22 protein-coding genes are annotated in these 24,575 nt (G+C 68.5%); 9 read left to right on the top strand and 13 right to left on the bottom strand.

Annotated features, from left to right (window positions below):
- Positions 1–127: 127 nt before the first annotated feature.
- From AX690_RS15095 to AX690_RS15085, 3 genes are all read left to right on the top strand, one after another.
- Positions 128–1,216, top strand: a complete 1,089-nt coding sequence (locus AX690_RS15095; protein ID WP_066685953.1) for a DUF2336 domain-containing protein — start codon at positions 128–130, stop codon at positions 1,214–1,216.
- A gap of 94 nt (positions 1,217–1,310) precedes the next feature.
- The gene (locus tag AX690_RS15090; protein WP_066685955.1) at positions 1,311–4,214 is read left to right on the top strand and encodes a pitrilysin family protein; all 2,904 of its coding nucleotides are present in this window, start codon (positions 1,311–1,313) and stop codon (positions 4,212–4,214) included.
- Between the two features lie 164 nt (positions 4,215–4,378).
- Complete coding sequence (locus tag AX690_RS15085; RefSeq protein ID WP_066685956.1) at positions 4,379–4,924, top strand: PAS domain-containing protein; 546 nt, start codon at positions 4,379–4,381, stop codon at positions 4,922–4,924.
- Here the strand turns inward: AX690_RS15085 and AX690_RS15080 are convergent.
- Positions 4,921–6,585, bottom strand: coding sequence for a choline dehydrogenase (locus AX690_RS15080; protein ID WP_066685958.1), 1,665 nt, complete (start codon positions 6,583–6,585; stop codon positions 4,921–4,923). The two genes, AX690_RS15085 and AX690_RS15080, sit on opposite strands and share 4 nt — an antisense overlap.
- A gap of 498 nt (positions 6,586–7,083) precedes the next feature.
- Complete coding sequence (locus AX690_RS15075; RefSeq protein ID WP_066685960.1) at positions 7,084–7,617, bottom strand: gamma carbonic anhydrase family protein; 534 nt, start codon at positions 7,615–7,617, stop codon at positions 7,084–7,086.
- Positions 7,618–7,936: 319 nt separating this feature from the next.
- On the opposite strand from AX690_RS15075, the gene AX690_RS15070 reads away from it, so the two are divergent.
- Complete coding sequence (locus AX690_RS15070) at positions 7,937–8,728, top strand: PhoH family protein (RefSeq protein WP_082769686.1); 792 nt, start codon at positions 7,937–7,939, stop codon at positions 8,726–8,728.
- Between the two features lie 84 nt (positions 8,729–8,812).
- The gene (locus tag AX690_RS15065) at positions 8,813–10,807 is read left to right on the top strand and encodes an OPT family oligopeptide transporter (protein WP_066685964.1); all 1,995 of its coding nucleotides are present in this window, start codon (positions 8,813–8,815) and stop codon (positions 10,805–10,807) included.
- 78 nt (positions 10,808–10,885) lie between these two features.
- On the opposite strand, the gene AX690_RS15060 is transcribed toward AX690_RS15065, so the two are convergent.
- The 7 genes from AX690_RS15060 to AX690_RS15030 form a co-directional block, all read right to left on the bottom strand.
- Positions 10,886–11,569, bottom strand: a complete 684-nt coding sequence (locus AX690_RS15060; RefSeq protein ID WP_066685968.1) for a GNAT family N-acetyltransferase — start codon at positions 11,567–11,569, stop codon at positions 10,886–10,888.
- Between the two features lie 84 nt (positions 11,570–11,653).
- Positions 11,654–11,860, bottom strand: a complete 207-nt coding sequence (locus tag AX690_RS15055) for a DUF3126 family protein (RefSeq protein ID WP_013078225.1) — start codon at positions 11,858–11,860, stop codon at positions 11,654–11,656.
- A gap of 19 nt (positions 11,861–11,879) precedes the next feature.
- Positions 11,880–12,845 carry a LysR substrate-binding domain-containing protein gene (locus AX690_RS15050; protein WP_066685970.1) on the bottom strand — a complete coding sequence of 322 codons (966 nt, stop codon included), beginning with the start codon at positions 12,843–12,845 and terminating at the stop codon, positions 11,880–11,882.
- Between the two features lie 364 nt (positions 12,846–13,209).
- Positions 13,210–13,986 carry a glutaminyl-peptide cyclotransferase gene (locus AX690_RS15045; RefSeq protein ID WP_369798220.1) on the bottom strand — a complete coding sequence of 259 codons (777 nt, stop codon included), beginning with the start codon at positions 13,984–13,986 and terminating at the stop codon, positions 13,210–13,212.
- 16 nt (positions 13,987–14,002) lie between these two features.
- Positions 14,003–14,839: a serine O-acetyltransferase gene (gene cysE, locus AX690_RS15040; RefSeq protein ID WP_066685975.1), complete on the bottom strand. Its 837-nt coding sequence runs from the start codon at positions 14,837–14,839 to the stop codon at positions 14,003–14,005.
- A gap of 97 nt (positions 14,840–14,936) precedes the next feature.
- Positions 14,937–15,737 carry a hypothetical protein gene (locus tag AX690_RS15035; protein WP_066685977.1) on the bottom strand — a complete coding sequence of 267 codons (801 nt, stop codon included), beginning with the start codon at positions 15,735–15,737 and terminating at the stop codon, positions 14,937–14,939.
- 93 nt (positions 15,738–15,830) lie between these two features.
- Positions 15,831–16,436, bottom strand: coding sequence for an NUDIX hydrolase (locus AX690_RS15030; RefSeq protein ID WP_066685979.1), 606 nt, complete (start codon positions 16,434–16,436; stop codon positions 15,831–15,833).
- Positions 16,437–16,534: 98 nt separating this feature from the next.
- Between AX690_RS15030 and AX690_RS15025 the strand changes: the two genes are divergently transcribed.
- On the top strand, positions 16,535–17,152 hold the full coding sequence (locus tag AX690_RS15025; RefSeq protein ID WP_066685981.1) for a nitroreductase: 618 nt from the start codon (positions 16,535–16,537) through the stop codon (positions 17,150–17,152).
- 38 nt (positions 17,153–17,190) lie between these two features.
- Positions 17,191–17,481, top strand: a complete 291-nt coding sequence (locus AX690_RS15020) for a hypothetical protein (protein ID WP_066685983.1) — start codon at positions 17,191–17,193, stop codon at positions 17,479–17,481.
- 1 nt (position 17,482) lies between these two features.
- On the opposite strand, the gene queF is transcribed toward AX690_RS15020, so the two are convergent.
- Positions 17,483–17,938, bottom strand: coding sequence for a preQ(1) synthase (queF, locus tag AX690_RS15015; RefSeq protein ID WP_066685985.1), 456 nt, complete (start codon positions 17,936–17,938; stop codon positions 17,483–17,485).
- Positions 17,939–18,045: 107 nt separating this feature from the next.
- Between queF and AX690_RS15010 the strand changes: the two genes are divergently transcribed.
- Both AX690_RS15010 and AX690_RS15005 read left to right on the top strand, forming a co-directional pair.
- Positions 18,046–18,849, top strand: a complete 804-nt coding sequence (locus AX690_RS15010) for an SDR family NAD(P)-dependent oxidoreductase (protein WP_066685986.1) — start codon at positions 18,046–18,048, stop codon at positions 18,847–18,849.
- Positions 18,850–19,123: 274 nt separating this feature from the next.
- The gene (locus tag AX690_RS15005) at positions 19,124–19,816 is read left to right on the top strand and encodes a TorF family putative porin (RefSeq protein WP_066685988.1); all 693 of its coding nucleotides are present in this window, start codon (positions 19,124–19,126) and stop codon (positions 19,814–19,816) included.
- 56 nt (positions 19,817–19,872) lie between these two features.
- Here the strand turns inward: AX690_RS15005 and AX690_RS15000 are convergent, their stop codons facing one another.
- The 3 genes from AX690_RS15000 to AX690_RS14990 form a co-directional block, all read right to left on the bottom strand.
- Positions 19,873–21,150: a CynX/NimT family MFS transporter gene (locus tag AX690_RS15000; RefSeq protein ID WP_066685990.1), complete on the bottom strand. Its 1,278-nt coding sequence runs from the start codon at positions 21,148–21,150 to the stop codon at positions 19,873–19,875.
- A 1-nt stretch (position 21,151) separates the two neighbouring features.
- A complete protein-coding gene (locus tag AX690_RS14995) occupies positions 21,152–23,536 on the bottom strand; it encodes a TonB-dependent siderophore receptor (protein ID WP_066685992.1) in 2,385 nt (794 codons plus the stop codon).
- A 205-nt stretch (positions 23,537–23,741) separates the two neighbouring features.
- Positions 23,742–24,458, bottom strand: coding sequence for a GntR family transcriptional regulator (locus tag AX690_RS14990; RefSeq protein ID WP_066685993.1), 717 nt, complete (start codon positions 24,456–24,458; stop codon positions 23,742–23,744).
- Positions 24,459–24,575 lie beyond the last annotated feature (117 nt).

Here is a 24,575-nt window from a genome sequence, read left to right as displayed (position 1 = left end):
CAAGATTAAGCGGCGGGCTCTACGAAAGTAGCCACGTTCTTTCGGTTCGGATGTTCATGCGCGTCGCCGCTTTCACCGCCGCTCTCGCCGATCGGAAAGCCTCTTTCGCGCGTGGCGGGGCGCGCTGATGGAATCCCGCCTCCACGACCTGATCACCCTGGCCAACGAGCCTTCCAGCGAGAAGCGGCGCGAGCTGCTGCGCGGCGTCACCGACATGTTCTTCGCCGGTGAAGGCCACAGCGCCCTGGAAATGGAGCTGTTCGACGACGTGCTAAGCCAGTTGGCCGGCGACATGGAAGAGGCGGTCAAGGCCGAGCTGGCCCAGCGGCTCGGCGACGCCCAGACCGCGCCGCGCGGTCTCTCCCGCGCCCTGGCCTCGGAAAGCATCGCGGTCGCCGCGCCGATCCTACGGGGCTCGGGCGCGCTGACCGACGAGGACCTGCTGCACGTCGCCCGCACCCAGGGCCAGGACCACCTGCGGGCGATCTCGCAGCGCCCCAGCGTCTCCAGCGTCGTGTCGGACGCCATCGTCGCGCGCGGCGACGACGACACCCTGGGCGTGCTGCTGCGCAACGAGGGCGCGGTGCTGTCGCGCGAGGCGCATGAGACCGTCGTCGACCGGGCGACCGCCAATCCCGCCCTGCACGAGGCGGTGATCGATCGCCACAGCCTGCCGGTCGACCTGCTGAACGAGATGTACTTCGTCGCCGAGGCGCGGCTGCGCGACCGCATCCTGGCGCGCAACGCCGGCGTCGATCCGGCGACCCTCGAGGCGGCGCTGGCGGCGGGCCGCAAGCGGATCGCGGCTCAGGACGGCGCGCTGCCGCCCGACCACGCCGAGGCCGAGAAGGAATTCCGGGCCCTGCGCGCCAAGGGGCCGATCTCCCCGCAGATGCTGGCCAACATGCTGCGGGCCAAGCGCACGACCCTGTTCCTGGTGGCGCTGGCCGACCTGGCCGACGTCGACTTCCACACCGCCCGCAAGATCCTGGAGCGGCGCGAGATGGACGCCCTGTCGGTGATCTGCAAGGCGGCCGATTTCGACCGCGCGCTGTTCCTGACCTTCGCCCTGCTGATCCTGGAGCCTTCGGACGAGGTGATGGGCCGGGCCAAGGCCTATGGCGAGCTCTACGCCGCCCTGCCGCGCGAGGCGGCGCTGCGCACCATCCGCTTCTGGCGCCTGCGCCGGCAGACCGGCGACGTCGCCGCCGCCTGATTGGATAAGGACCTAAACCCGCCTTTGTCGCGCCTTGCGCGCGCCATGCGGGACAGCCAAGGTGCGGCTTCCTTTTGCCTGCCTTGGATTCTCGATGATCAGCGCTTCGCGCTTGGCGCTTGTCGCCGCCGCCGGCCTCTCGCTCGCCGCCTGCTCCCATGTTCCGAAGCCTTCGCTGCCGTCGCTGAAGCGCGAGGCCGCCGTTGAAGCGCCGGTCCTGGCCGGACCGCGCAAGGAAGACCTCAAGCCGGGCCAGTGGGCGCAAGCCCTGTCGGACATCGCGCCCGATCCGGCCTGGCGATTTGGCGTGCTGCCCAACGGCATGCGCTACGCGATCCGCAAGAACGCCACGCCGCCCGCTCAGGCGTCCTTGCGCCTGTGGTTCGACGCCGGCTCGCTGATGGAGGCCGACGACCAGCAGGGCCTGGCCCACTTCCTGGAGCACATGGCCTTCAACGGCTCGAAGAACGTGCCCGAAGGCGAGATGATCAAGATCCTGGAGCGTCATGGCCTGGCCTTCGGGGCCGACACCAACGCCCAGACCAGCTTCGACGAAACGACCTATCAGCTGGACTTGCCCAAGACCGACGACAGCACGGTCAATGACTCGCTGATGCTGCTGCGCGAAGCGGCCAGCGAGCTGACCATCGCCCAGGACGCGGTCGATCGCGAACGCGGGGTCGTGCTGTCCGAAGAGCGCGCCCGCGACACGCCCGGCTACCGCGTCGCCATCAAGACCCTGTCGGCGCAGATGGACGGCCAGCTGCCGCCCAAGCGCATCCCGATCGGCAAGACCGAGATTCTCAAGAACGCCTCGGCCCAGCGCATCCGCGACTTCTACGAAGCCTATTACCGTCCCGAGCGGGCGGTGCTGGTCGCCGTGGGCGACTTCGACGTCGACGCCATGGAGGCCAAGATCAAGGCCAGGTTCGGCGACTGGGCCGGCAAGGGCCAGCCGGGCAAGACTCCGGACGTTGGTCCGGTGGCCAAGCGCGGCCCGACCGCCAAGCTGATCGTCGAGTCCGGCGCGCCGTGGAGCGTCCAGATGACCTGGACCCGCAAGCCCGACGGCCTGGTCGAGACCAAGGCGCTGGACGAGCGCGACATGCTAGAGAACCTGGCCTTCGCGGTGCTGAACCGCCGCCTCCAGGCGCTTGGCCGCCTGGCCGAGCCGCCGTTCATCGCCGGCGGTGCCTTCAAGGGCGACCAGTACGGCGCCGTGCGAGTGACGACGCTCGGCGCGACGGCCCGGCCGGGGCAGTGGCAGGACGCGATGCGGGCGCTCGACGCCGAGCAGCGCCGCGCCATCCAGTACGGCGTTCGCCAGGATGAACTGGACCGCGAGATCGCCACCCTACGCGCCAGCCTGGCCGCCGCCGCCGCGGGCGAAGCCACCCAGCGCACGCCGGTCCTGGCCAACCAGCTGGTCGACACCCTCGGCGACGCCGAGGTCATCACCTCGCCCAGCCAGAACCTGGCCGCCTTCGACGTCATCACCAAGGGCCTGACGGCCGAGCGGGTCAATGCGGTGCTGAAGTCGTCGTTCGCCGGCTCGGGCCCGCTGCTGGTGATCGCCGCGCCGAGCAACGTCGACGGCGGCGAGCCGGCGATCCTCAAGGCCTACGAAGACCTCAAGGCCCAGCCCGTCGCGCCGCCGGCCGCGCCGGGCGTGACCGTGTGGCCCTATTCCAGCTTCGGCCCGACCGGCAAGGTGGCCGAGCAGAAGGAGGTCAGCGACCTGGACGCCGTCTTCGTGCGGTTCGAGAACGGCGTGCGCCTGACCGTGAAGCCGACCAAGTTCCGCGAGGGCCAGGTCGTCGTGAAGGTCCGCGCCGGCCACGGCCTGCTGGACCTGCCCTCCGACAAGCAGAGCCCGCTGTGGTCCGGCTCGGCCTTCGTCGAGGGCGGCCTCAAGCAGATCTCCGCCCAGGACATGGAGCGGGTGCTGACCGGCAAGATCTGGAACGCCCAGCTGGGCGTCGAGGACGACGCCTTCACCCTGAACGGCCGCACGCGCCCCGAGGATCTGTCGACCGAACTGCAGGTGCTGACGGCCTTCGCCACCGAACCCGGCTGGCGTCCGGAAGCCTTCAACCGGGTCAAGACCAGCTACGGCACGCTGCACGACCAGCTGCAGAGCACCACCGGCGGGGTCCTGGGTCGCGACCTGGGCGGCTTGATGCATGGCGGCGACCAGCGCTGGACCTTCCCCTCGCGCGAGCAGATCGCCAGCGCTTCGCTCGACGACCTGAAGACGGCGGTCGCCAACCCGCTGACCAAGGACGACATCGAGGTGGTGATCGTCGGCGACACGACGGTCGACAAGGCCATCGCCGCGGTGGCCGACACCTTCGGCGCCCTGCCCCCGCGGGCCGAGCTTCCCGCTTCGGACGCCGCCCGCCAGGCGCCGTTCCCCGCCCCCTCGGCGACGCCGGTGATCCGCACGCACAAGGGCCGCGCCGATCAGGCCGCCCTGTTCATGGCCTGGCGTACGGACGACCTGTTCTCGAACCTCCAGCGCTCGCGCGACGTCTCGGTCCTCGGCCAGGTCATGCAACTGCGCCTGATCGACGAACTGCGCGAGAAGCAGGGGGCGACCTATTCGCCCAACGCTTCGTCGACCGCCAGCGTGGTGTTCAAGAACTGGGGCTATCTGGCCGTCAGCCTGGAAGTTCCGCCCGAGAAGCTGGACGCCGTCGTCGCCGCGATCCGCAAGATCGCCGCTGACCTTCGCGACAAGCCGGTGACCGAGGACGAGCTGGAACGCGCCAAGAAGCCCCGCATCGACCAGATCGAGAAGGCGCGCGTGACCAACGAGTATTGGGTCGGCGCGCTGTCGGGCGCCCAGACCGATCCGCGCCTGCTGGACGCGACCCGCTCGGTGCTGGCGGGCCTCGCGCGCGTGACTCCGGCCGACGTGCAGAAGGCGGCCAAGACCTATCTGGCCGACGACAAGTCCTGGCTGCTTCTGGTCAAGCCGGAGGCGGCGGCCAAGTAGATCTTCACAGGCAAGGGCCTCGCCGCTGGCGGGGCCCTTTCTTATGGTGACGCTCCGAAGAGCGTTTTTGCGCCAAAATGGGACAATCCAGCCCTTGGCCCGGTTCCTCCAGCAAACCCCGTGCGGGCGAAAAACCGCCGCGAAGGAGCCGCCGGGGGACAAGGATGTTCCATCCCAGCACGGAACGACTGATCGACTACTGGCGTGATCGCCGGGGCGATGCGGCCTTGCCGCGCCGCACCGACATCAATCCGGGCGAGTTCCTGGAGCTGCTGCCGCAGGTCTTCGTGTTGGGCCGCGACGGCGGGCGCCTGCCGTTCCGCCTGGCCGGCGGCTTCGTCAGCGAGCTGCACGCCCGCGACCTGCGCGGCCAAGACGCCCTGTCACTGTGGGCCCTGGCCCATCGGCTGGAACTGAAGAGCGCCCTCGACGTCGCCCGCAAGCGCCGCACGCCGGTGGTCGCCGTGGCGGACATCCGCGCGCACGGCGTGCCCTCGGTCGGCATGGAGGTGCTGTTCGCCCCCCTGCGCGGCGCCAGCGGCGAGACCGACCGGTTCCTGGGCCTCTATCAGCCGATCGGCGCGACGGCCCGCCTGATGGGCCGCCCCGCCTACGAGCTGGGCCTGCGCGAGGTCAGGCCGCTGGGCGAGGACAATCGCGACATGCCCCGCCTGCGCCTGGCGACCTTGGACGGCCGCAGGATCGCCTAGGCCGCCACCGCCGTCTCGTCGCCGTAGACCGGGACGTCCAGCGGCGCCAGCGTCTGCTTGCCACGGATCAGGTCCGACGCGCGCTCGGCGATCATGATCGTCGGCGCATTGGTGTTGCCGCCGATCAGGTTGGGCATCACCGAGGCGTCGATCACGCGCAGCCCCGAAAGCCCCTGCACCCGTAGCTGGTCGTCGACCACCGCCAGCGGATCGCCGGCCACGCCCATGCGGCAGGTGCCGACCGGGTGGTAGATCGTCTCGGCCTTGGCGCGGATCCAGGCGTCGATGTCGGCGTCGGAACGGACATCGGCGCCCGGGGCGTATTCGGCGTCGCGATAGGGATCGAAGGCCGCCTGGGCCACGGTCTCGCGGGCGATGCGGACGCCTTCGCGGATGGCGCGGCGGTCCTCGTCGGTCGACAGGTAGTTGGCCAGGATGGTCGGATCATCGAACGGATCGGCCGAGCGCAGGCCGACCTTGCCTCGGCTTTCCGGGCGCAGCTGGCAGACGTGCAGGGTGAAGCCGTCCTTCTCGACCACGACCTTGCCGTGATCCTGCATGATGGCCAGCACGCCGTGGATCTGCAGATCGGGGCGATCGAGGTCGGGGCGCGACTTCAGGAACGCGCCGCTCTCCAGGAACTGCTGGCGGCCAAGCCCCTTGCCGAACAGCATGTAGTTGAGGCCCACGCCCAGCTTGTTCAGGCCCTTGTTGGCCGAATAGGCGGTCTTCAGGTTCTTGGCGGTCCATGAGACGCAGACGTCCAGGTGGTCCTGCAGGTTGCCGCCGACGCCCTTGGACTCGTGGACGACGGAGATCCCCTGAGCCTTGAGGTCGTCCGGCGCGCCGACGCCCGACAGCTGCAGGATGTGCGGCGACTGCACCGCGCCGGCGCTCAGCAGCACCTCGGCGTCGGCATAGGCGGTCTTACGCTCGCCGCCCTTGCCGACAACATATTCGACGCCGACGGCGCGGCGCTTTTCGATCAGGATCCGGGTCGTGCGGGCCTCGGTGACGCAGGTCAGGTTCGGACGCGACAGGGCTTGGCTGAGATAGGCCATGGCCGCGCTCCAGCGCTTGCCGTCGCGGATCGTCAGGTCGTAGGGGCCGAAACCCTCCTGCTGGAAGCCGTTGAAGTCCTTGGTCGTCTTGTGGCCGGCCTGGCGCCCCGCCTCGATCAGGGCGGTGTAGAACGGGCTGTCGGACTCGCCCTTCGACACGTGCAGCGGCCCCTTGTCGCCGTGATAGGCGTCGCCGCCGCCGTGGTGGGTCTCCGAGCGTTTGAAGTACGGCAGCACCTCGGCGTAGGACCAGCCGGTCAGGCCCATCTGCCGCCATTGGTCGTAGTCTCGGGCGTGGCCGCGGATGTAGATCATGCCATTGATCGCCGAGGAGCCGCCCAGGCCCTTGCCGCGCGGCCACCAGAGCTTGCGGTTGTCGAGATGCGGCTCGACCTCGGTCCAGAAGCCCCAGTTCTGCTCGCCCTTGGCCTTGATCAGTTCGCCCACCCCGGCCGGCATCTTGACCAGCACCGAGGTGTTCTTGCCGCCGGCCTCCAGCAGCAGGACCTTGACGTTGGGATCCTCGGTCAAGCGCGCGGCCAGCACGCAGCCGGCCGAACCGGCGCCGATGACGACGTAATCATAGCGTTCACTGGCCATGGCCCGGACGCCCTCCCTCGAAGGTTATCGTTGTTAAGGCGAGAGTGATCCGGCTTTTGGCCCGGCGCAAGAGTGGCGCTACGGAACGCCTAGACCCGGAAAACGCGAGTCTCGCATTTTAACTCTACTTGGACCATGCTACATACAATCCATGGATGAACGGAGCGCAGTACGGCGCACCGTCCTACCTTGCGGAAGACGCCTCCAGCAGGGTGGGTCCCTTCCCGCGTTCGGCCCTTCCCACGCGGGAAGCGGGAGCGCCGCCTTGCGATCCCCCAAGCAGCAGGCGGCGCTCCCACGGCGTTTTGCTTTTCGCGGATGAAAGCATTCCTTGGCGCTGAGGGCCTAAAAGCTCTCGTCATCCCGGAAGCCTCGCAGAGGCTATCCGGGACCCAGGGGTTGAAAGAGCGCCGAGCGAGCCGCCCCTGGGTCCCGGCTCTCCGCGCTGCGCGCTGCGGCCGGGATGACGATGAAATTGATCTCGTCAGATGGAGGCCCCTACACCTCAACCCGCTTCAGATCCCGGGCGTAGCGCTTCCAGTTCTCGACGTAGTGCAGGGCCGAGGCCTGCAGGACCAACGCGTGCTGCTCGCCGATCTCGCGCACCACCTTGCCCGGCGCGCCGACCACCATCGAATTGTCGGGAATCTCCTTGCCCTCGGTGATCAGGGCGCCCGCGCCGATCAAGCAGTTCTTTCCGATTTTGGCGCCGTTCAGCACGATCGCCCCGATACCGATCAACGAGCCGTCACCGATCGTGCAGCCGTGCAACATCACCATGTGACCAATGGTCACGTTCGCGCCGATGGTCAGCGGCGAGCCAAGATCAGTGTGAAGAACCGAGCCGTCTTGGATATTGCTGTTCTCGCCGATCGTGATCGGATCGTTGTCGCCGCGAACCACCGCGCCCCACCATATACTGGCGTTCTTCTTTAGAATAACGTTGCCCATCACGCTCGCTGTCGGCGCTATCCAGTATTCGTCCTTTTGCGGCAGCGTGGGTTTTAGCTGACCCAGCGAATATACATTCATCCGTATGCCTCGTTTCTTATCGGCGATTTCGTTATTAACGATCCATAAACCCTATGACCGCCATTGTAGTCTGGCGATTCAGGAGGGAACATTCCCCCAGCGGGAATCATTCTCCAGATCGTGACGGGCCGGGGCGGCGACGCCCTTGCTCGCCCGCTGACGAAGACGAGGTGTCGCACTTGGCGTTTCGGCGTACAGCACCGTCCCCCGCCCACGGGGAGAGCTCCTCCGAGCCGCCCGGCCGCGTTCGCGGCTTCGTTCAAATCCAGCTCACCGCCAAGGACGACGCCTTACGGCCTCGTCCTTTTTTCATGCCCGAATGGAGGCTTTGATGACCAAGCGAGCCCTGAAGCGGATGGCGCGCGAAGGCGCGTACGAGACCGGCCAATACGACGACGCCAAGGTGCGCCGCCTGCCTGTCGATCACCGCGGCGGCTGGTCGCCTCTGCCCGATGAGGGAGGCGCGAGGGGGGATAGTCGGGACCAGAGCTATCTCAAAACCATAAAACCGAAATCGCCCGGTCAGGCGCAACTGATGGAAGCGATCGACGAGAAGAACCTCGTCATGGCCCTGGGTCCGGCCGGCACGGGCAAGACCTACATCGCCATCTCCAAGGCCGTGGAGGCGCTGGAGGCCGGCCGCGTCAGCCGCATCGTGCTCTCGCGCCCCGCCGTCGAGGCCGGCGAGTCGATCGGCTATCTGCCGGGGGACATGGAGGACAAGCTGGCCCCCTATCTGCGCCCGCTCTACGACGCCCTGACCGATCGCCTGTCGGTGAAGCGGATGCGGGCCCTGATGGCCGAGGGCGCGATCGAGATCGCCCCGGTCGGCTTCATGCGCGGTCGGACGCTGAACAACGCCTTCGTGGTGATCGACGAGGCCCAGAACTGCACCTACATGCAGCTGAAGATGCTGCTGACGCGCCTGGGCTGGCACTCGACCATGGTGGTCACGGGCGACCCGAACCAGTCGGACCTCCTGCCGGGCATCTCGGGCTTGGCGGACGTCGCCGCGCGGTTCGAGGCGGTGCCCAACATCGCCGTCGTCCGCCTGGCCGACCGCGACATCGTCCGCCATCCGCTGGTCGCGGAGATGCTCGGCGTCCTGTAATTTTGTAACAACGGTTTGAACTGAAGGCTTGAGTTTTGGGCGGTCGGACGTGCAAGGTCCGGCCGCCTTAATCGTTTTTTGGACATGTTCATGGCCGACTCGACCGCGCCGCGCACGGAATTGACCCTCCGAGGGGTACTCCTCGGCATCGCCATCACCCTCGTCTTCACCGCAGCGCAAGTTTATCTGGGCCTGAAAGTCGGCCTGACCTTCGCCACCTCGATCCCCGCCGCCGTCATCTCGATGGCCCTGCTGCGGGCGTTCAAGACCTCGACCATCCAGGAAAACAACATCGTCCAGACGATCGCCTCGGCGGCGGGCACGCTGTCGTCGGTGATCTTCGTCCTGCCGGGCCTGTTGATGATCGGCTGGTGGGCCAATGTGCCGTTCCTGCCCACCTTCGGCGCCTGCGCCGTCGGCGGCATCCTGGGCGTGATGTACACCATCCCCCTGCGCCGGGCCCTGGTGACCAACTCCAACCTCCCCTACCCCGAAGGCGTCGCCGCCGCCGAGGTGCTGAAGGTCGGCACCGGCTCGCGTGAAGGCGCCGCCGAGGGCAAGGCGGGCCTGGTCGCCGTCAGCCTGGGCGCGATCGCCTCGGCCCTGTTCGGCGCCCTGGGCGCGGCCAAGCTGTTCGCGGCCGAGGTCGCCGGCTACTTCAAGTTCAACGCCGGCGCGGGCGCGACGGGCCTGGGGGCCTCCAGCTCGCTGGCCCTGATGGGCGCGGGCCACCTGATGGGCATCACCGTCGGCATCGCCATGTTCACGGGCCTGTTCATCGCCTGGGCGATCCTGGTGCCGATCCTGACCGTCGCCACGCCGATGCCGGACGCCGACGCCGCCACCCACGCCCTGGGCGTCTGGAAGACCCAGGTCCGCTTCCTGGGCGCGGGCGTCATCGGCGCCGCCGCCATCTGGACCCTGGCCAAGCTGGTCGGCCCGATCACCGCGGGCCTGAAGTCGGCCTTCGCCGCCGCCAAGCAGCGCAAGTCGGGCGGCGAGGCCCTGCCCCGCGTCGAGCAGGACATCCCGATCGGCATCGTCGGCCTGGTCTCGCTGATCCTGCTGGCTCCGGCCGGCTGGTTCCTGGCCCACTTCCTGGCGGGCGGCCCGATCGTCAGCCTGACCGCGCCGCTGGTCGCCATCGGCATCGGCTATCTGGTGTTCGCCGGCCTGCTGGCCGCCGCCGTCTGCGGCTACATGGCCGGTCTGATCGGCTCGTCCAACAGCCCGGTCTCGGGCATCGCCATCCTGAGCGTCCTGGGCGCCTCGCTGATGGTCGGCATGGTCGGCCGCGGCGTCATCGGCCCGGACGTGACCAAGGCCCTGATCGCCTTCGCCCTCTATGTCACCACCTGCGTGCTGGCCGTGGCCGTCGTGGCCAACGACAACCTGCAGGACCTGAAGACCGGCCAGCTGGTCGACGCCACCCCGTGGAAGCAGCAGGTCGGCCTGATCATCGGCGTGCTGTCGGGCTCGATCGTCATCCCGTTCGTGCTGGAGCTGCTGAACCGTTCGAACGGCTTCGCCGGCGCCCCGAACCTGCAGGCCATCTCGGATCAGCCGCTGGCCGCGCCGCAAGCGACCCTGATCTCGACCCTGGCCAAGGGCGTGCTGGGCGGCGACCTCGACTGGGGCCTGCTGGGCGTCGGGGCCCTGATCGGCCTGGCCTTGGTCGCCGTCGACACGGTCCTGCGCAAGACCAGCAAGGACCGCTACAGCCTGCCGCCGCTGGGCGTCGGCCTGGCGATCTACCTGCCCAGCACCGTCACGGCTCCCGTCGTGGTCGGTGCGGTCGCGGGCTGGCTGTTCGAGAAGATCGTCGCCAAGGACCGCGCGGCCGAGCCGGCCAAGCGCCTGGGCGTGCTGATCGCCTCGGGCTTCATCGTCGGCGAGAGCCTGTTCAACGTCTCCCTGGCCCTGATGATCGTCTCGACCGGCAAGGGTGATCCCTTGGCCGTCCCGTTCGCGCCGCCCGAGCACGTCGGCATGATCCTGTCCCTGATCGCGGCCGCGATCGTGGTCGTCGGCCTCTACCGCTGGGCCCGCAGGGCCGGTGAGAAGGCGCTGGAGGCGTAGGGCGCCTACCACTGACCATGGAGAACCCCGGAAGGTCCAACCTTCCGGGGTTTTTCTTTGGGCGGTTTAGCGCCCCTACTAACCCGGCTTCACCACCGTGAACACCACCTCTCGCCGCCCCTGATAGCCCAGCGACTCGTAAAGCCTGATCGCCGTGGCGTTGTCGGCGTAGCTGTGCAGGAAGGCCTGGTCGCCGCGCGCCAGGATCCTGGCCGTCACCTCGCGCAGGAGCCTCGCCGCGTAGCCCTGGCCGCGATGGTCGGGATGGACGCAGACGCCGCTGGCCTCGGTGTAGCCGTCGGGACGCATCCGCTCTCCGGCCATGGCGACCAGCCGCCCCTCGACCCGGACGCCGACGAACGCGCCGAGCTGATGGGTGCGCGCGAAGAACGGTCCGGGCTTGGTCAGGGTCGCCAGCGCCAGCATCTCGGCCGCGTCGGCGTCGCCGAGCGGCAGCATGTCGAAGGGAACGTCCCAAGCCGGCGCGACGGTCTCGGCGACCATCTGCAGGCAGACGGCGCTGGAGACGACTTCGGTTCCGGGGATCGGCGGCGGCGCGGCGAGTTCGACGAAGCCCACGGAGCCCATCCCACGCACCAGTTCGCCCACGGCCGCGAGGCTCTCGGAGCTGTTATCGGGAATGGCGGCGAAGAGCCCATAGTCGGGCTGCATCCGGATCGCGGGGCCGTGGCGGACGGCGAGGTCAGCCTGGCGTCCGTTCAGCGTGGCCCAGACCGGGCGGTCGAGGATGTGAGCGCTCATGTCCCCATTGAACAGGGACGGCGGACGGGGATCAACGCGTCGGCGCGCCCCGTCCGGTCACAAACAGCCCGAAGGCTGGAAAGATTAGTCCAGGTCTTCGGCCAGGATGGCCATCTCGAACATGAACGAGCCGTCCTCGTCCTCGTCCTGGAAGATGACGCCGATGAACTCGCCGGCGACTTCCACCTCGGCCGAGTCCTTTTGCTTGGGGCGCGGCTTCAGCTGGATGTGCGGGTTCCCGAAGGTCCGCTTCAGGTGCTTTTCGATCTTGGCGATGGTGTTGGCGTCCACGGGGGATCCTTGTCTTTAGCTAGAGCGCCCGGGGCGCGTCTCTCGAGGCGAAACTAGCGTCCGCCGCGCGGCTGGCAAGCGCTTCCGGCGGAAGAGGTGTGGACGCCCCCTCGGCGACGAGCCAATCGCGGAACAGAAGCGTCCGCTCCGGGGCGCCTTCGCGCGGCGTCAGGGCTGCGATCCAGGTCTGACCGGGCGCGAAGCCAAGCGGCGCGACGAGGCGTCCGCTGGCGAGGTCTCGCTGCACGAAGGCCCAGGGACCGATCGCCACGCCCAGGCCCGCCGCGGCGGCCTCCAACATGTAGAAATAATGGTCGAACTCCTGCTCGCTGGTCGCGGGCGGGAGGCTTTCGCCGCCGATGTCGCGGATCCAGTCGCTCCAGCTCTGGACGTAGGTGCGGGTCAGGAGGCGCGGCGCCGCGCAGATCCGATCGAAGTCGGCCACCCCGCCGGCCGCCAGCTCCGGCGACATGACCGGTCCGTGATAGTGGCGCATGAACGGGTCGGACACGGAGTCGGGATAGTCCGGCTCACCGGCGCGTCGGATGCGGATCGCCAGGTCGATTTGGTCCTCGCGGAAGTCGAAGGGGCCGTTCGACTCGGCCACCCGCACGGGAATGTCCGGATGGGCCGCCTGGAAGCGGGGCAGGCGCGGGATCAGCCACTTCATGGCGAAGGTGGGCAGGCAGGACACCACCAGGGGCTTCGGCCCCGCCTCCGCCGGGCGCGGCGTGGCCGCTTCGATCTGGTCGAAGGCCGGCGACAAGGCCTGGGCCAGCTTCAGACCCGCCTCGGTCATGCGCAGCCGAGAGCGCGGCCCCTCGGTGAGGGCGACGCCGAGGCGCTCCTCAAGCTGCCGGATCTGGCGGCTGACCGCCCCATGCGTGACGCACAACTCGTCGGCCGCCAGCGTCATGCGGCCGTGACGTCCAAACGCCTCGAAGGCGCGCAGAGCGTTCAACGGCGGCAGGTTGCGGCGGGCCATGTGAAAAAACCTCACAGAAGGCCGACGGATAAGTCGTTATCCGGCGTCGCGCAATCGCGGGATAAGGCGGACATGCCCCCTGCCCCTCCATCCCGCATCACCCTGCCTCAGGTCCTGGCGCTGCTGGTCATCTGGACAGCGGCGATCCTTGGCCTGGTGAAGCCGCCGGGTTCAGACGCGCGAACCATGGCCGTGAAGGCTCCGACAGTGTCGTGCGCAAAGACGTTTCGGGAGAGCTAGGCCCCAGACAGGGGTGAGCCCCGGCGGCGTCTCGCGCGACCGGGGCTCAGGTCCGCCCACTAGGTCGGGGGGGCGTAGGGGGGCGGACACACGATTAACGCCCTTCCCCGAACGCGGTTCCGCGTTATCGCACGGAAGAGGTCAGTTTGATCTCGAAAAGTTTCGGCCACAGCTTGCCGGTGACGAACAGGCGGTCGCCCGCCGCGTCATAGGCGATGCCGTTCAGCACGTCGTCGCGCTGGCCGGTCACGCCGGCCTCCTTCAGAAGACCGCCCAGTTCGATCCAGCCCAGCACCTTGCCGGTCTTGACGTCGATGCGGGCGATGCGGGTCGTCTGCCAGACATTGGCCAGCAGCTCGCCCTTCACCCATTCCAGCTCATTGAGGTTTCGCACCGGCGCGCCATCGTCGGTGACCTCGATCCGGCCGGTCTCCTTCAGGGTGTCGGGATCCAGGAAGCGGATGAACGCGGTGCCGTCGCTCATGATCAGCCGCTTGTCGTCGCGGGTCAGGGCCCAACCCTCGCCTGGATAGCTGAACTCGCCGACCTTCTCGAAGCTGTCGATGTCGTAGATGAAGCCCAGCTGGTTGGTCCAGGTCAGCTCGTAGAGACGGTTCTTCCAGTCGACGATCCCCTCGCCGAAATAGCGGCTGTCGATCAGGCGCTCCTGCTCGACCGCGCCGGTCTCGAGGTTCCATTTGCGGATGAACGAGCGGCCGGCCAGGCCGGTGCTCTCGAAAATGAAGCCGTCGCGATAGAACAGGCCCTCGGTGAAGGCGCCGGTGTCGTGGGCGTAGCTGCGCACGACCGTATAGCCGCCCACCGGGGCGGGCGCGGCCTCGGCCGGCGCGATGAGCCCAAGACACAGCGCCGCGCACAGCAGCAGACCGGCGAGACGCATACGCGGAACCTTCAACTCAGATGTCGTAGTCGCCGGAATAGACCATCTCGGCCAGAGTGTGGTCCATGGTCTTGGCCGGCTCTTCGCAGGTCGGGCAATTGACCAGGCGCGCGGGCACGCCGGCGGCGGTGCAATGGGCCGGCACGGGGCGCAGCACCACCGAGCCCGAGGCGATCTTGGCGTAGTCGCCGACGGTGATGTTGCCCAGCACCTTGGCGCCGGCGCCCAGCAGGACGCCCTTGCCGATCTTGGGGTGGCGGTCGCCGCGCTCGGCGCCGGTGCCGCCCAGGGTCACGCCATGCAGCATCGAGACGTCATCGCCGACCACCGCCGTCTCGCCGATGACGATGCCGGTGCCGTGGTCGATGAACACGCCCTTGCCGATCTTGGCGGCCGGATTGACGTCGACCTGGAAGACCTCGCTGGAGCGGCTTTGCAGGTAGAAGGCCAGGGTCTCGCGACCCTCGTTCCACAGCCAGTGCGAAACGCGGTGCGTCTGCAGCGCCAGGAAGCCCTTGAAGAACAGGAACGGCTGGACATAGCCCTTGCAGGCCGGGTCGCGCTCGAACACCGCCTTGAGGTCGGCCTCGGCCGCCTCGACGATCGACGGATCGCTGCGGAAGGCGTCGGCGGCGAACTCGCGCGCCGTCATCGCCCGCATCTCCTGGTCGCCCAGCTTGCGCGCCAGCTGGAAGGTCAGGGCGTCGGCCAGGTTGTCGTGGCTGAGGATCACCGCGTTGAGCAGCGAGGCCAGGGCCGGCTCGGCCTTGGCGGCGTGTTCGGCCTGGTTGCGCAGGGCGACCCAGACGGGGGTTTCCGTCTCGGGGGTCACCACTTCCAAGTGCTTGGCCATCGGGCTCTCCCTCCCCAGCAGGCTGGGCGCGTGCAGCATCTATAGACCAAATGCTCCACAAAACCCGAACGGAACGTTCGGGCGCGCCCCGCTCAGATCAGGGCAAAAGCGCTGGCGTCAAGGTCTCGATGAAGAAAGACACGATGTCGCCGGTCCGTTCCAACGGGTTCAGACCCGCCTCGCCGCCGGCCAGCATGGCCGAAAGCGTGCTGCTGGACTCGGCCTCGGGGCCCGTCGGGACGACGTCCGAGATCACCCCGCACTGGATCGCGCGCATCTTGCGGCCCGACGAATTGATCTGCGACGCCGCGTAGAGGTGAGCGCAGTCGAGATTGACGATGTCGCAGCCTTCCAGCCGGTAGGCGTCCAGCATCGGATCGTACTCGCGATAGATCGCATCGCCCGTCGCCACGCGGACGGGCTTCAGCGGCGCCGGACCTGTCCAGAGCTTCTGCGCGGCGTCGATCAGCCTCTGGTCGGCGCGCAGGATGCGAGCGCCGGTGTAGTGCGGGGTCGTGCCGTCCGCCGCCAGGGTGTCCTCGGCGAGGTAGTAGTCGCCCATGGCGATGTCGCCAGTCCCCAGTCCGCCCGCCAGACCATAGGCCAGGACCAGCTCGATCCCGTAATAGGCCAGCTCCTCGGTCGTCGAGCTCGACACCGGACCGCCATAGACGTGGGCCAGCGACAGGAACTGGCGCTCGCCGTGGGTCAGGATCCGTACGCTGTCGGGCGACACGTGGATGAAGTGCTGCCCCTCGACGCGCTCTGGCTGGTAGCGTTCAAGCGCCGAGGGCGGTGGACAATAGCCGACCAGGGCGACCTTCACGTCGCGGAAGACGTCGGGCGGAAAGCGGCGGCCGACGAGACTCTGGGGCGTGAGATGGGGCGCTTGCGTCATGACCGTGCTCGACTCGCGGGTGTGCGGGGCCGCTTCTGGCCTGAAACGCCCCGGCGCGACACGATCAGGATCAATTCCCGGATCGCGACCCCGCTAAAGGATCAGCGCCGCTAGCTGCGCGGGCAGTTGGCCTCGCACCGCCATCAGATGCGTCCGCAGCAGCAGCGCGACGGTGATGGCGTCGGGCATATGGCCGGCGATCGCCGCGTCCAGCGCCTCGCGGAACGGCACGCGGACGACCGCCAGGTCCTCGGTCTCGTCCGGCGCGGTCTCGGTCGGCGACAGGTCCATCGCCAGGAAGCCGTAGGCGATCTCGTCGGTGACCGAGTTGGAAAGCTCCATCCGGAGGATCGGCCGCCAGTCGGCCGCCCGCAGCCCCACCTCCTCGGCCATTTCGCGCTTGGCGCCGTCCAGAGGGTCCTCGCCGTGCGGCGCGCCGCCCTCGGGCAGCTCCCAGCTGTAGTTGGCGAGCGAGAAGCGGTTCTGGCCGACCAGGGTGACCGTGCCGTCCTCGTGCAGCGGCACGATGCCGATCGCCTGGTTCTTGAAGCCGATCTTGCCATACAGCGCCGGCCGCCCCGTCGGCGCGATCGCCTGGTATTCTGTGACCGTGATCCAGGGGTTGTCGTAGACGACCTTGCTGGAAGACACGCCCCAGGGTGTTCCGTGCGGCTTCAGCCAGGCGGGCTTGTCGGACATGGACGCTCCAGATTTTTCGCGGCTTCCGGTTCCATCGGGGCCGCGCGAGGCCTAACTGAACGGCCTTACAACGCCGCAACGCCCATGAGGAGGCCGTCTTGGCCGGTTCCGTCCCCCCCGCTCCCAAATTCGGCGAAACCCTGCCGCTCGAGGCCTCGCCCGAGACCATCGCCTTCCTGGCCCGGCGTCGCTCGGCCAGCGCCATGACCCTGACCGCGCCCGGCCCGGACAAGACCCAGCTGGAGGACCTGCTGCGCCTGGCCGTCCGCGTGCCCGACCACGGCAAGCTGGCCCCCTGGCGGTTCATCGTGCTGCAAGGCGAGGCCAAGGCCGTCTTCGCCGAGCGCATTACCGCCCTCGCCCCCAGCCAGGCCAACCCGACCAAGGCGACGGCCGCTCTGCGCAAGCTGACCAACCCGCCGGTCTGCGTCGCGGTGATCTCGCGCCACCTGCCCGGCGAGATCCCCGAATGGGAGCAGCGCCAGAGCGCCGCCGCCGTCTGCCACCAGATCCTGCTGGCCGCCTCGGCCCTGGGCTGGGGCGCCAACTGGATCACCGACTGGTACAGCTATGACCCCCGCGCGCTGGAGATCCTGGGCTGCGGTCCGGACGAGAAGGTCGCGGGCTACCTCTATATCGGCACGACGACGGAACAGCCGCAGGAACGCCAGCGCCCCGACGCCACGACTCTGACCAGTTACTGGAGCCCGAACTAGTCTCCAGGCGTTGAAGCGCTGACACGGAAGGAAAGCCCATGGCGCGACGCAAGGATCCCTGGACGACACTGGCCTTCGACAGCTGGGCGTTGGGGATGGAGGCCTCGGCCGTCATCGGCCTGCGCATGATGAAGCTGGCCGCCGGCGGCGCGGCGGCCCAGGCCGAAGCCCAACTGATGGTCAGCGAGAAACTGGCCGCCGGCTTGGCGCTGCAGACGATGGCCGCCACGGGGAAGCTCGGCGCGAGCGGACCGGCGATCGCTTCCGGCTCCCTCGCCCACCTGCGCCGCAAGGTTCGCGCGAACCGGCGGCGCCTTTCCAAGCTCTAGATCAGCCGCGTCCGCGATACGGCGCGACGCCTTGGTCCGGAACCCAGAGGCCCTCCGGCGCGGGGCCGGTCTGCCAGAACACGTCGATCGGAATGCCGCCGCGCGGGTACCAGTAGCCGCCGATGCGCAGCCAGCGCGGCTGGGCGATCTCGACGATCTTGCGCGCCACCTTGACCGTGCAGTCCTCGTGGAACGAGCCGTGGTTGCGGAAGCTGGTCAGATAGAGCTTCAGCGACTTGCTCTCGATCAGCCAGTCGCCCGGCGCGTAGTCGATCACCAGATGCGCGAAGTCGGGCTGGCCGGTGACGGGACACAGCGAGGTGAACTCCGGCGCGACGAAGCGGGCCAGATACAGCACATCGCTTTGCGGGTTGGGCACGCGCTCAAGGACGGCGGCTTCGGGGCTGTCGGGCGCGTCGACGACGCGGCCCAGCTGGGTGACGTTGAGATCGGTCATCGCGGCGATTTAGGCCTCCCCCCTTCTCAAGACAAGACTGGGGGCGGGAGACAAGCCGCGCGCGCCTCGCTACAACGCGATCCAACAAGTGTTTGGGGAGAGACGCGATGCTGGGACGCGACTTCGACGGCTTCACCGTGGTGATCACCGGCGCCTCCACGGGCCTGGGCCGGGCGATCGCGGTCGAGACCGCGCGCCGCGGCGCCGGCCTCGTGGTCGTCAACTACGCCCGCAGCGCCGAGGAGGCCGAGGAGACCGCCCGCCTGGTCGAGGCCGAGGGCGCCAAGGCCGCCCTGGTCCAGGGCGATGTCGCCCAGGACGAGGATTGCCGCAAGATCGCCGAAGCCGCGGCCGCCACCGGTCGCATCGACGCCCTGTTCAACAACGCCGGGGTGACCAAGTTCGCGCCGAACCACGCCGATCTCGACGCGGTCAACGCCGAGGACTTCCTGCGGCTCTATTCGGTCAATGTGGTCGGCGCCTTCCAGATGGTCCGCGCGGCCCGCTCGCTGCTGGAGGCCGCGCCCGCCCCAGGCGCTGTCGTCAACACCGCCTCGATCGCCGGCGTCGTCGGCAATGGCTCCTCGGTGCCCTACGCGGCGTCCAAGGGCGCGATGACGACCATGACCCTGTCTCTCGCGCGCGCCCTCGCCCCCCGCATCCGCGTCAACGCCATCTGCCCGGGCTTCATCGACACGCCCTGGTTCGGCAAGGCCATGGACGCCGACCGGGTCGAGCGCCTGCGCGCCGGCGCCGCGGCCGCCACGCCGCTGAAGGTCGCCTCGACCGCCGAGGACGTCGCCGGCGCGGCCGTCTTCCTGGCCTCGCCCGCCTCGCGCCACGTCACGGGAGAGACCCTGCTGGTCGACGCCGGCCTGCACCTGGGCGGCGCCAGCCTGGGAATGCGCTAGGCGACTCATGTTCGCGGAACGGCGCCCGCGCCACAGAACAAGCGCGATTCACCCTTCCGTCGCCTGTTGCGGATCGGCGTACGTTATGAAGCAAAATCGTCACACTACGCCCAAACTTTAGGCGGCAGGCGCCCTTCTCACTGGCGCTTCGCTCGCCTCGATTGCAACTAAAGACGCCTGCACCGCTAATCGACGCGGGACGCACATGCGCTCGCAGGCGCGTCGGGGTCTCGGGATCCAACCCGGGAAACGACACACAGAAGGGGATAACATAATGAAAGCCATGAAGATTGCGCTGGCCGCCGCCGCGGCGACGGTCGCCCTGAGCGGCGCCGCGATGGCCCAAGAACTCAAGCTCTCCTACAACATCGGCGTCGGCAGCGACTACGTCTTCCGTGGCGTGAGCCAGACCCAGGAAGACCCGACCGTTCAAGGCGGCGTCGACGCCACCTACGGCATTGGCTACGCCGGCGTCTGGGCCTCGAACGTCGACTTCGGCGCCGATGATCCCTCGGCCGAGATCGACTTCTACGCCGGCCTGCGTCCGACCGTCGGCGACACCTCGCTGGACTTCGGCGTCCTGTACTACAGCTACACCAAGGACAAGGGCCTGACGCCGGGCGCTTACAGCTACGTCGAACTGAAGGCCGCCGCCTCGCGCACCTTCGGCCCGGCCACCCTGGGCGCGGCCGTCTACTACTCGCCGGAGTATCCGGGCAAGGGTGGCGGCGCGACCTACTTCGAAGCCAACGCCGCCGTGCCGGTCGCGCCGAAGCTCACCCTGAGCGGCGCCGTCGGCCAGCAGACGATCAAGAACTACAAGGACTACAGCACCTGGAACGTGGGCCTCGCCTACGCCCTGACCGACAACCTGTCGGCGGACCTGCGCTATCACGACACGTCCGAGCATGACCTGGGCAAGATCTACGACAGCCGCGTCGTGGTCAGCCTGAAGGCCGCCTTCTAAGGCTGGTCTTCCAAGGGCCGCCTCGGTTCGCCGAGGCGGCTTTTCTTTTTGGGAGACTAGGCCGCTGGCGCCTTGGGCGGCCGCATCATCAGAACCGCCAGGAAGACCGCCGCCGTCACCACCGCGAACAGCTGGAAGGTCGGCGCGAAACCGCCCAGTCGGTCGCGCATCGCACCGGCCACGAACGGCCCTGCCGCCGAGACCGCGCCGACCAGGCAGGTTAGCGAGAACAGCTCCAGATTGCTCTGGCGACCGTAATAGTTCAGCAGCAGCACGGTGACGGTCAGGACGGTCAGGCCAAAGCCGACGCCCGTGCCGATCGCGTAGATCAGCATCAGGGCGGGGCTCGCGGCCTTGGCCAGGGCCAGAAGGCCGATGACCAGCATCCCCTGGGCGAAGACCAGCAGCCAGCGCGGATCGACCCGATCGCCCAGAGCCCCGCCGCCCAGCCGCGCCAGGGTCTGCATCAGCGACTCGAGACTCAGCATCTTGGCCGCCACGGCGCCGGCGGCGACAGCGCCTACGCCGGCGGCGACGCCCAGCTCGGTCAGGTGGGTGACCGAGACGCTGGCCACCGTCACCCCGACCAGCAGATGGCTGAAATAGGCGGCCGCCAGCACGTAGAACTGCGGCGTGCGCAGGGCCTGTCGCACGGTCCACTCATAGGGCGTGCGGTAGACGCGCGCGGCGGCCGGCGCTTCGCGGGCCTCCTGCTCGACCTCGAGGTCGACCTCATGCGCCGCCGCCGTCAGCCACTGGGAGCCGCCGACCATCAGGGCGCAGACCAGACCGGCCGCCGCCGCGAGGGCCGCCTGAATGACCCAATAGAGCCGCCAGTCGCCGCTGCTGTCGGCCATCAGGGTCAGCGCCATCCACGGCCCGGCCGCCCCGCCCAGCGATCCGAAGGTGAAATAGATCCCGAACGGCAGGGCGCGCTTCTTGAACAACGACGACAGCACGTGCGTGCCGGGGATCAGCGCCGCCATCTGGAAGCCGACGCCGCAGGCCGCCGCGCCGGCGTAGTAGCTGAGCAGGCTCTCGGCGTTGGCGATCCCGATGAAGCCGCCCGCCAGCACGACGGCCCCCGCGAGCAGCGTGCCGCGCACGCCGAACCGCCGGATCAGTATGGCCGGCAGCCAGGACGAGGCGCCGGTGAAGACACCCAGCACCGTAAAGCCCAGGAACGCCTTCTCGAAGCTCCACTTCAGCTCGCCGATCATCGTCGGCAAGACGACGCCCAGCGAGCCGTAGGTCGAGGCGGTGATCAGGAACAGCAGCAGGCTGAACGACGCCAGCAGCAGCCAGGGACGGAAGCGGTCTTCGGTTTGGGTCAAGTCAGAACGTCCGCTTCAGGGTGGCCCGCCACTCCCGCCCCTTGCCGGGCAAGGCGCCGAGGTTGGCGTAGGTGTCGGCGTCGGGTGTCACATAGAACGTGTCGAACAGGTTATCGACATTGACCGACAGAGTGTAAGGCCCGCGCGCGACGAACGCCGACGCGTTGACCAGCGCATAGCTCGGATAGCGCACCGCGTTCTGGACCGTGCCGGCGGTGCGGCCGACATGGCTGACGCCCAGGGTCGCCCCGGCCTGGCCCCAGTCATGGGCCTTGCTGGTGTAGGTCCCGTAGAGGCTGAGCACCGACTTCGGGGTCAGGGTGTAGGCGTAGTCGCCGCTCCGTCCCGGCAGGCTGGCGAAGCTCCAGACCACGTAGGAGCCGCCATAGCCTTGCGCGCCCGAGACGCCCGCCGTGTAGGCCGGAATGTACTGGAAGGATGTGTCGGGTCCCCGCACCGTCGTGCGCTGGTTGTTGCCGGCGAAGGTGAAGGACAGGCGCTCGGACGCCAGCCAGCGGACCTCCAGCTCGACGCCCTTGGACCGCAGCCCCTGCACCGTCGGCGGCGAGATCGCCCCGGCGATCTGGGTGCGGGTCTGGCGATAGGCCGCCAGCGAGCCGATCAGCGTTCCCCGCAGCAGCTGGAACTTCACCCCGGCCTCGGAGAGGTCGGAGCTGGACAGCCACGAGCCGTCGGCGACCAGACCCGGCGCGATGTCGCCCGCCTGGCTCATCTCCAGGGCCGAGGCCTTGGCGTAGCTGGCGTAGGGCATCAGGCCGACGGGCAGCTTGTAGGTCAGGCTGGCGCTCCAGGTCGCCTTGTTGCGATCGGCCGACTGGCGGCCCGCGACCGTGTAGCTGAGGAAGCCCGTGTCCTCGCTCTCGACCTTGTAGTGGTCCCAGCGACCGCCCAGCACCAGGTTCCAACGCCCGGCGACGATGTCGGAGGTGATGAAGGCGCCCGTCTCCTTCCAGGTCGAGCGGTTGTCGTTCTCCCAGCGCACGCCGCCGGGCTCGTCGTCGAACGGGCTGTCGATGGTGTCGGTCGCGGTGGCGCCGAAGCTGATGTCGCGTCGGTCCAGGGCGATCAGGCCGCTGTTGTAGCTCTCGCGCCGACGGCCGTCGAACCAGCGGTGCGACACGCCGGTCAGCGTCCGCGCGCGCACCGGCCCGATCTTCGTCGGGAAGGCGTAGGTCAGGCGGATCTCGCTGACCTTGGCGTCGATCGCCGAGGGATAGCCGTACGAGACGAAGCGCTTGTTGTCCTGGCGGTCGTGGAACAGCTGCAGCGTCAGCGACTGGTCGCCGCCCAGGTCCTTGGCGAGGTCGAAATACAGGGTCTGGGTGTTGGTCTTCGAGAAGTCGGCGGGGCTGATATAGACCGTCCGCCGATCCAGCTTGGTCGTCCCGACGCCGGCGTCGAGCGTGTGGACCGCGTCCGTGGTTGGGAAGCCGTAGTACGGCAGGTAAAGGGCGCTTGCGTAGGGGTAGGCCCCGATCTCATTGGGCGTGAGCTTGCCGTTTCCATCCACGTCGCGCAGCGTCGTGTCGCGGCCCGTGACGTACGTCCGGTGGTCGATCAGGTCCTGGGTCAGGCGGTTCCAGCCCGGCGTCTGCACGTCGCCGTCGCTATGGAAGACCATACCGCCAAAGGCCGCGCTCCAGCCGTCTGCGAAGTCGAAGTCGGCGGACGCCTCCAGCGTCTGGTGACGCGGATAGATCCCCCGGTAGTAGCTGTGGCTGTCCTCGGCCTCGCCATAGACCCAGACGCCACCCTCGGCTCGGCCCAGGGTGACCGGCGCGCCGAACTGGCCGGTGACGAGCTTCTTGTTATAGCTCCCGAAGGTGGCGGTGACCTCGCCCTCGGGCTCGACCAGGAACCGGCCCTCGTCCCGCGCCGACTTCGGGATGAAGTTGACCAGCCCCCCGACCTTGCCCGCGCCATAGACCGGCGTCGGCGGACCGCGCAGGATCTCGAGCCGCGCCGCGCCGCCGATCGGAGTCGAATAGGTTCCGCGGTTTTCGACCCGCTTGAAGCCGCGGAAGTAGTTCTCGGCCAGGGCCCCGCGGATGTTCAGCGATCCCGGGACGCCATAGAAGCTGGCGGTGTGAGTCCCGGGCGCGACCTTGGTGGCGTCGTCGAGGGTCTCGACGCCATAACGCTCCAGGGTCAGGTCGCTGACCAGGCTGGCCGAGCGCGGCGTCTCGATCAACGGCTTGTCGATGCCGAACACCGTGTGGCTGGGCGCCTTCTCCAGCAGGCCCGCCTTGTCACGCGCGACGATCACCACAGCGTCGACCTGATCGGACACTTGCGTCTCGGCGCGCGCGCTGGCGGCGGAGAGGGCTAGCAGGCTGACGGACAGCATCAACAGTCGAGACGGCATCGGCTCTCACCTTATCGCCGAGGCGGAAAGCTCGGCGGTCACGCGCCGTTATCTGGGGGTCGCTTGATCTTCGTCAAAATGCCTTCTGACATTTTAGACGAGATTGCGAAGCGACTGTGGCGGCGAAGTCTCAGGTCACGCTGGGGAAGTCGCGACGTAAGCGCGCAGCGATAAACTGAAGGAGCTGAAGGCGCGTATCGTGGCCTTAAGCCCTGCCCTGCGCCTCGGGCTGGACGTCAAGGATCCGCAGCATCGCCCGCCGCGAGGCCTCGACGTCACCGCCCGCGATCACGCGCGCGACCTCTCGGTGCTCCTCGATCTCGTCGATGAGTTCGCGCTCGCTGGCGCCGTTGAACGAGAACACCCAGAACCGCGCGGCCTTGTGCTGCAGCGGAATGAGAATGCGGGCCAGGGCCAGGTTGCCCGAGGCGCGAGCCACGGCGGCGTGGAAGCGCAGGTCCATGGCCACCAGCGCCGGCAGGTCGCAGGTGCGCGCGGCTTCCTCGCCGTCCGCGAAGATGTCGAACATCGCCTGGGCCTCGGCCTTTGAGGCGTTGCGGGCGGCCAGGGCCGCGCAGTGCGGCTCGATCAGCACGCGGGCCTCGAGACCCTGGCGCAGCTCGACGAGGTCCAGCGGCGCGACCGTGGTGCCGGATCGCGCGCGGCGCACGACCAGACCCTCCAGCGCCAGCCGTCCCAGCGCGTCGCGCACGCCGGCCAGGCCGGTCTCGTAGCGGGCGGCCAGGAACTGCTCGTCCAGCCGCGACCCCGCCTTCAGTTCGCCCAGGATCAGGTCGAGCAGGATGCGCTCATAGACCTTGGTCTTCTGCAGCTCGGGCGCCCAGTCATCGAGACCCGAGGAATTGGCGACATCCAGCACCAGCCGACGGCCGGCGGGCGATTTCAGCGTAGGCGAGGCCATGGTGGCTCCGAGGCATGCGAGCGCTGATAGGTACGGTGAAATGTTAGAGGTGACTAGACACTAGATCCTCCCCCGCGATGCGGGGGAGGTGGCCCAGAGGGCCGGAGGGGGCTAGCT

The sequence above is a fragment of the Caulobacter sp. CCH9-E1 genome (assembly GCF_001556515.1).
Lineage (GTDB): Bacteria > Pseudomonadota > Alphaproteobacteria > Caulobacterales > Caulobacteraceae > Caulobacter.
Note: the sequence above shows the minus strand (reverse complement) of the source record. Positions and strands in the feature narration are given on the sequence as shown.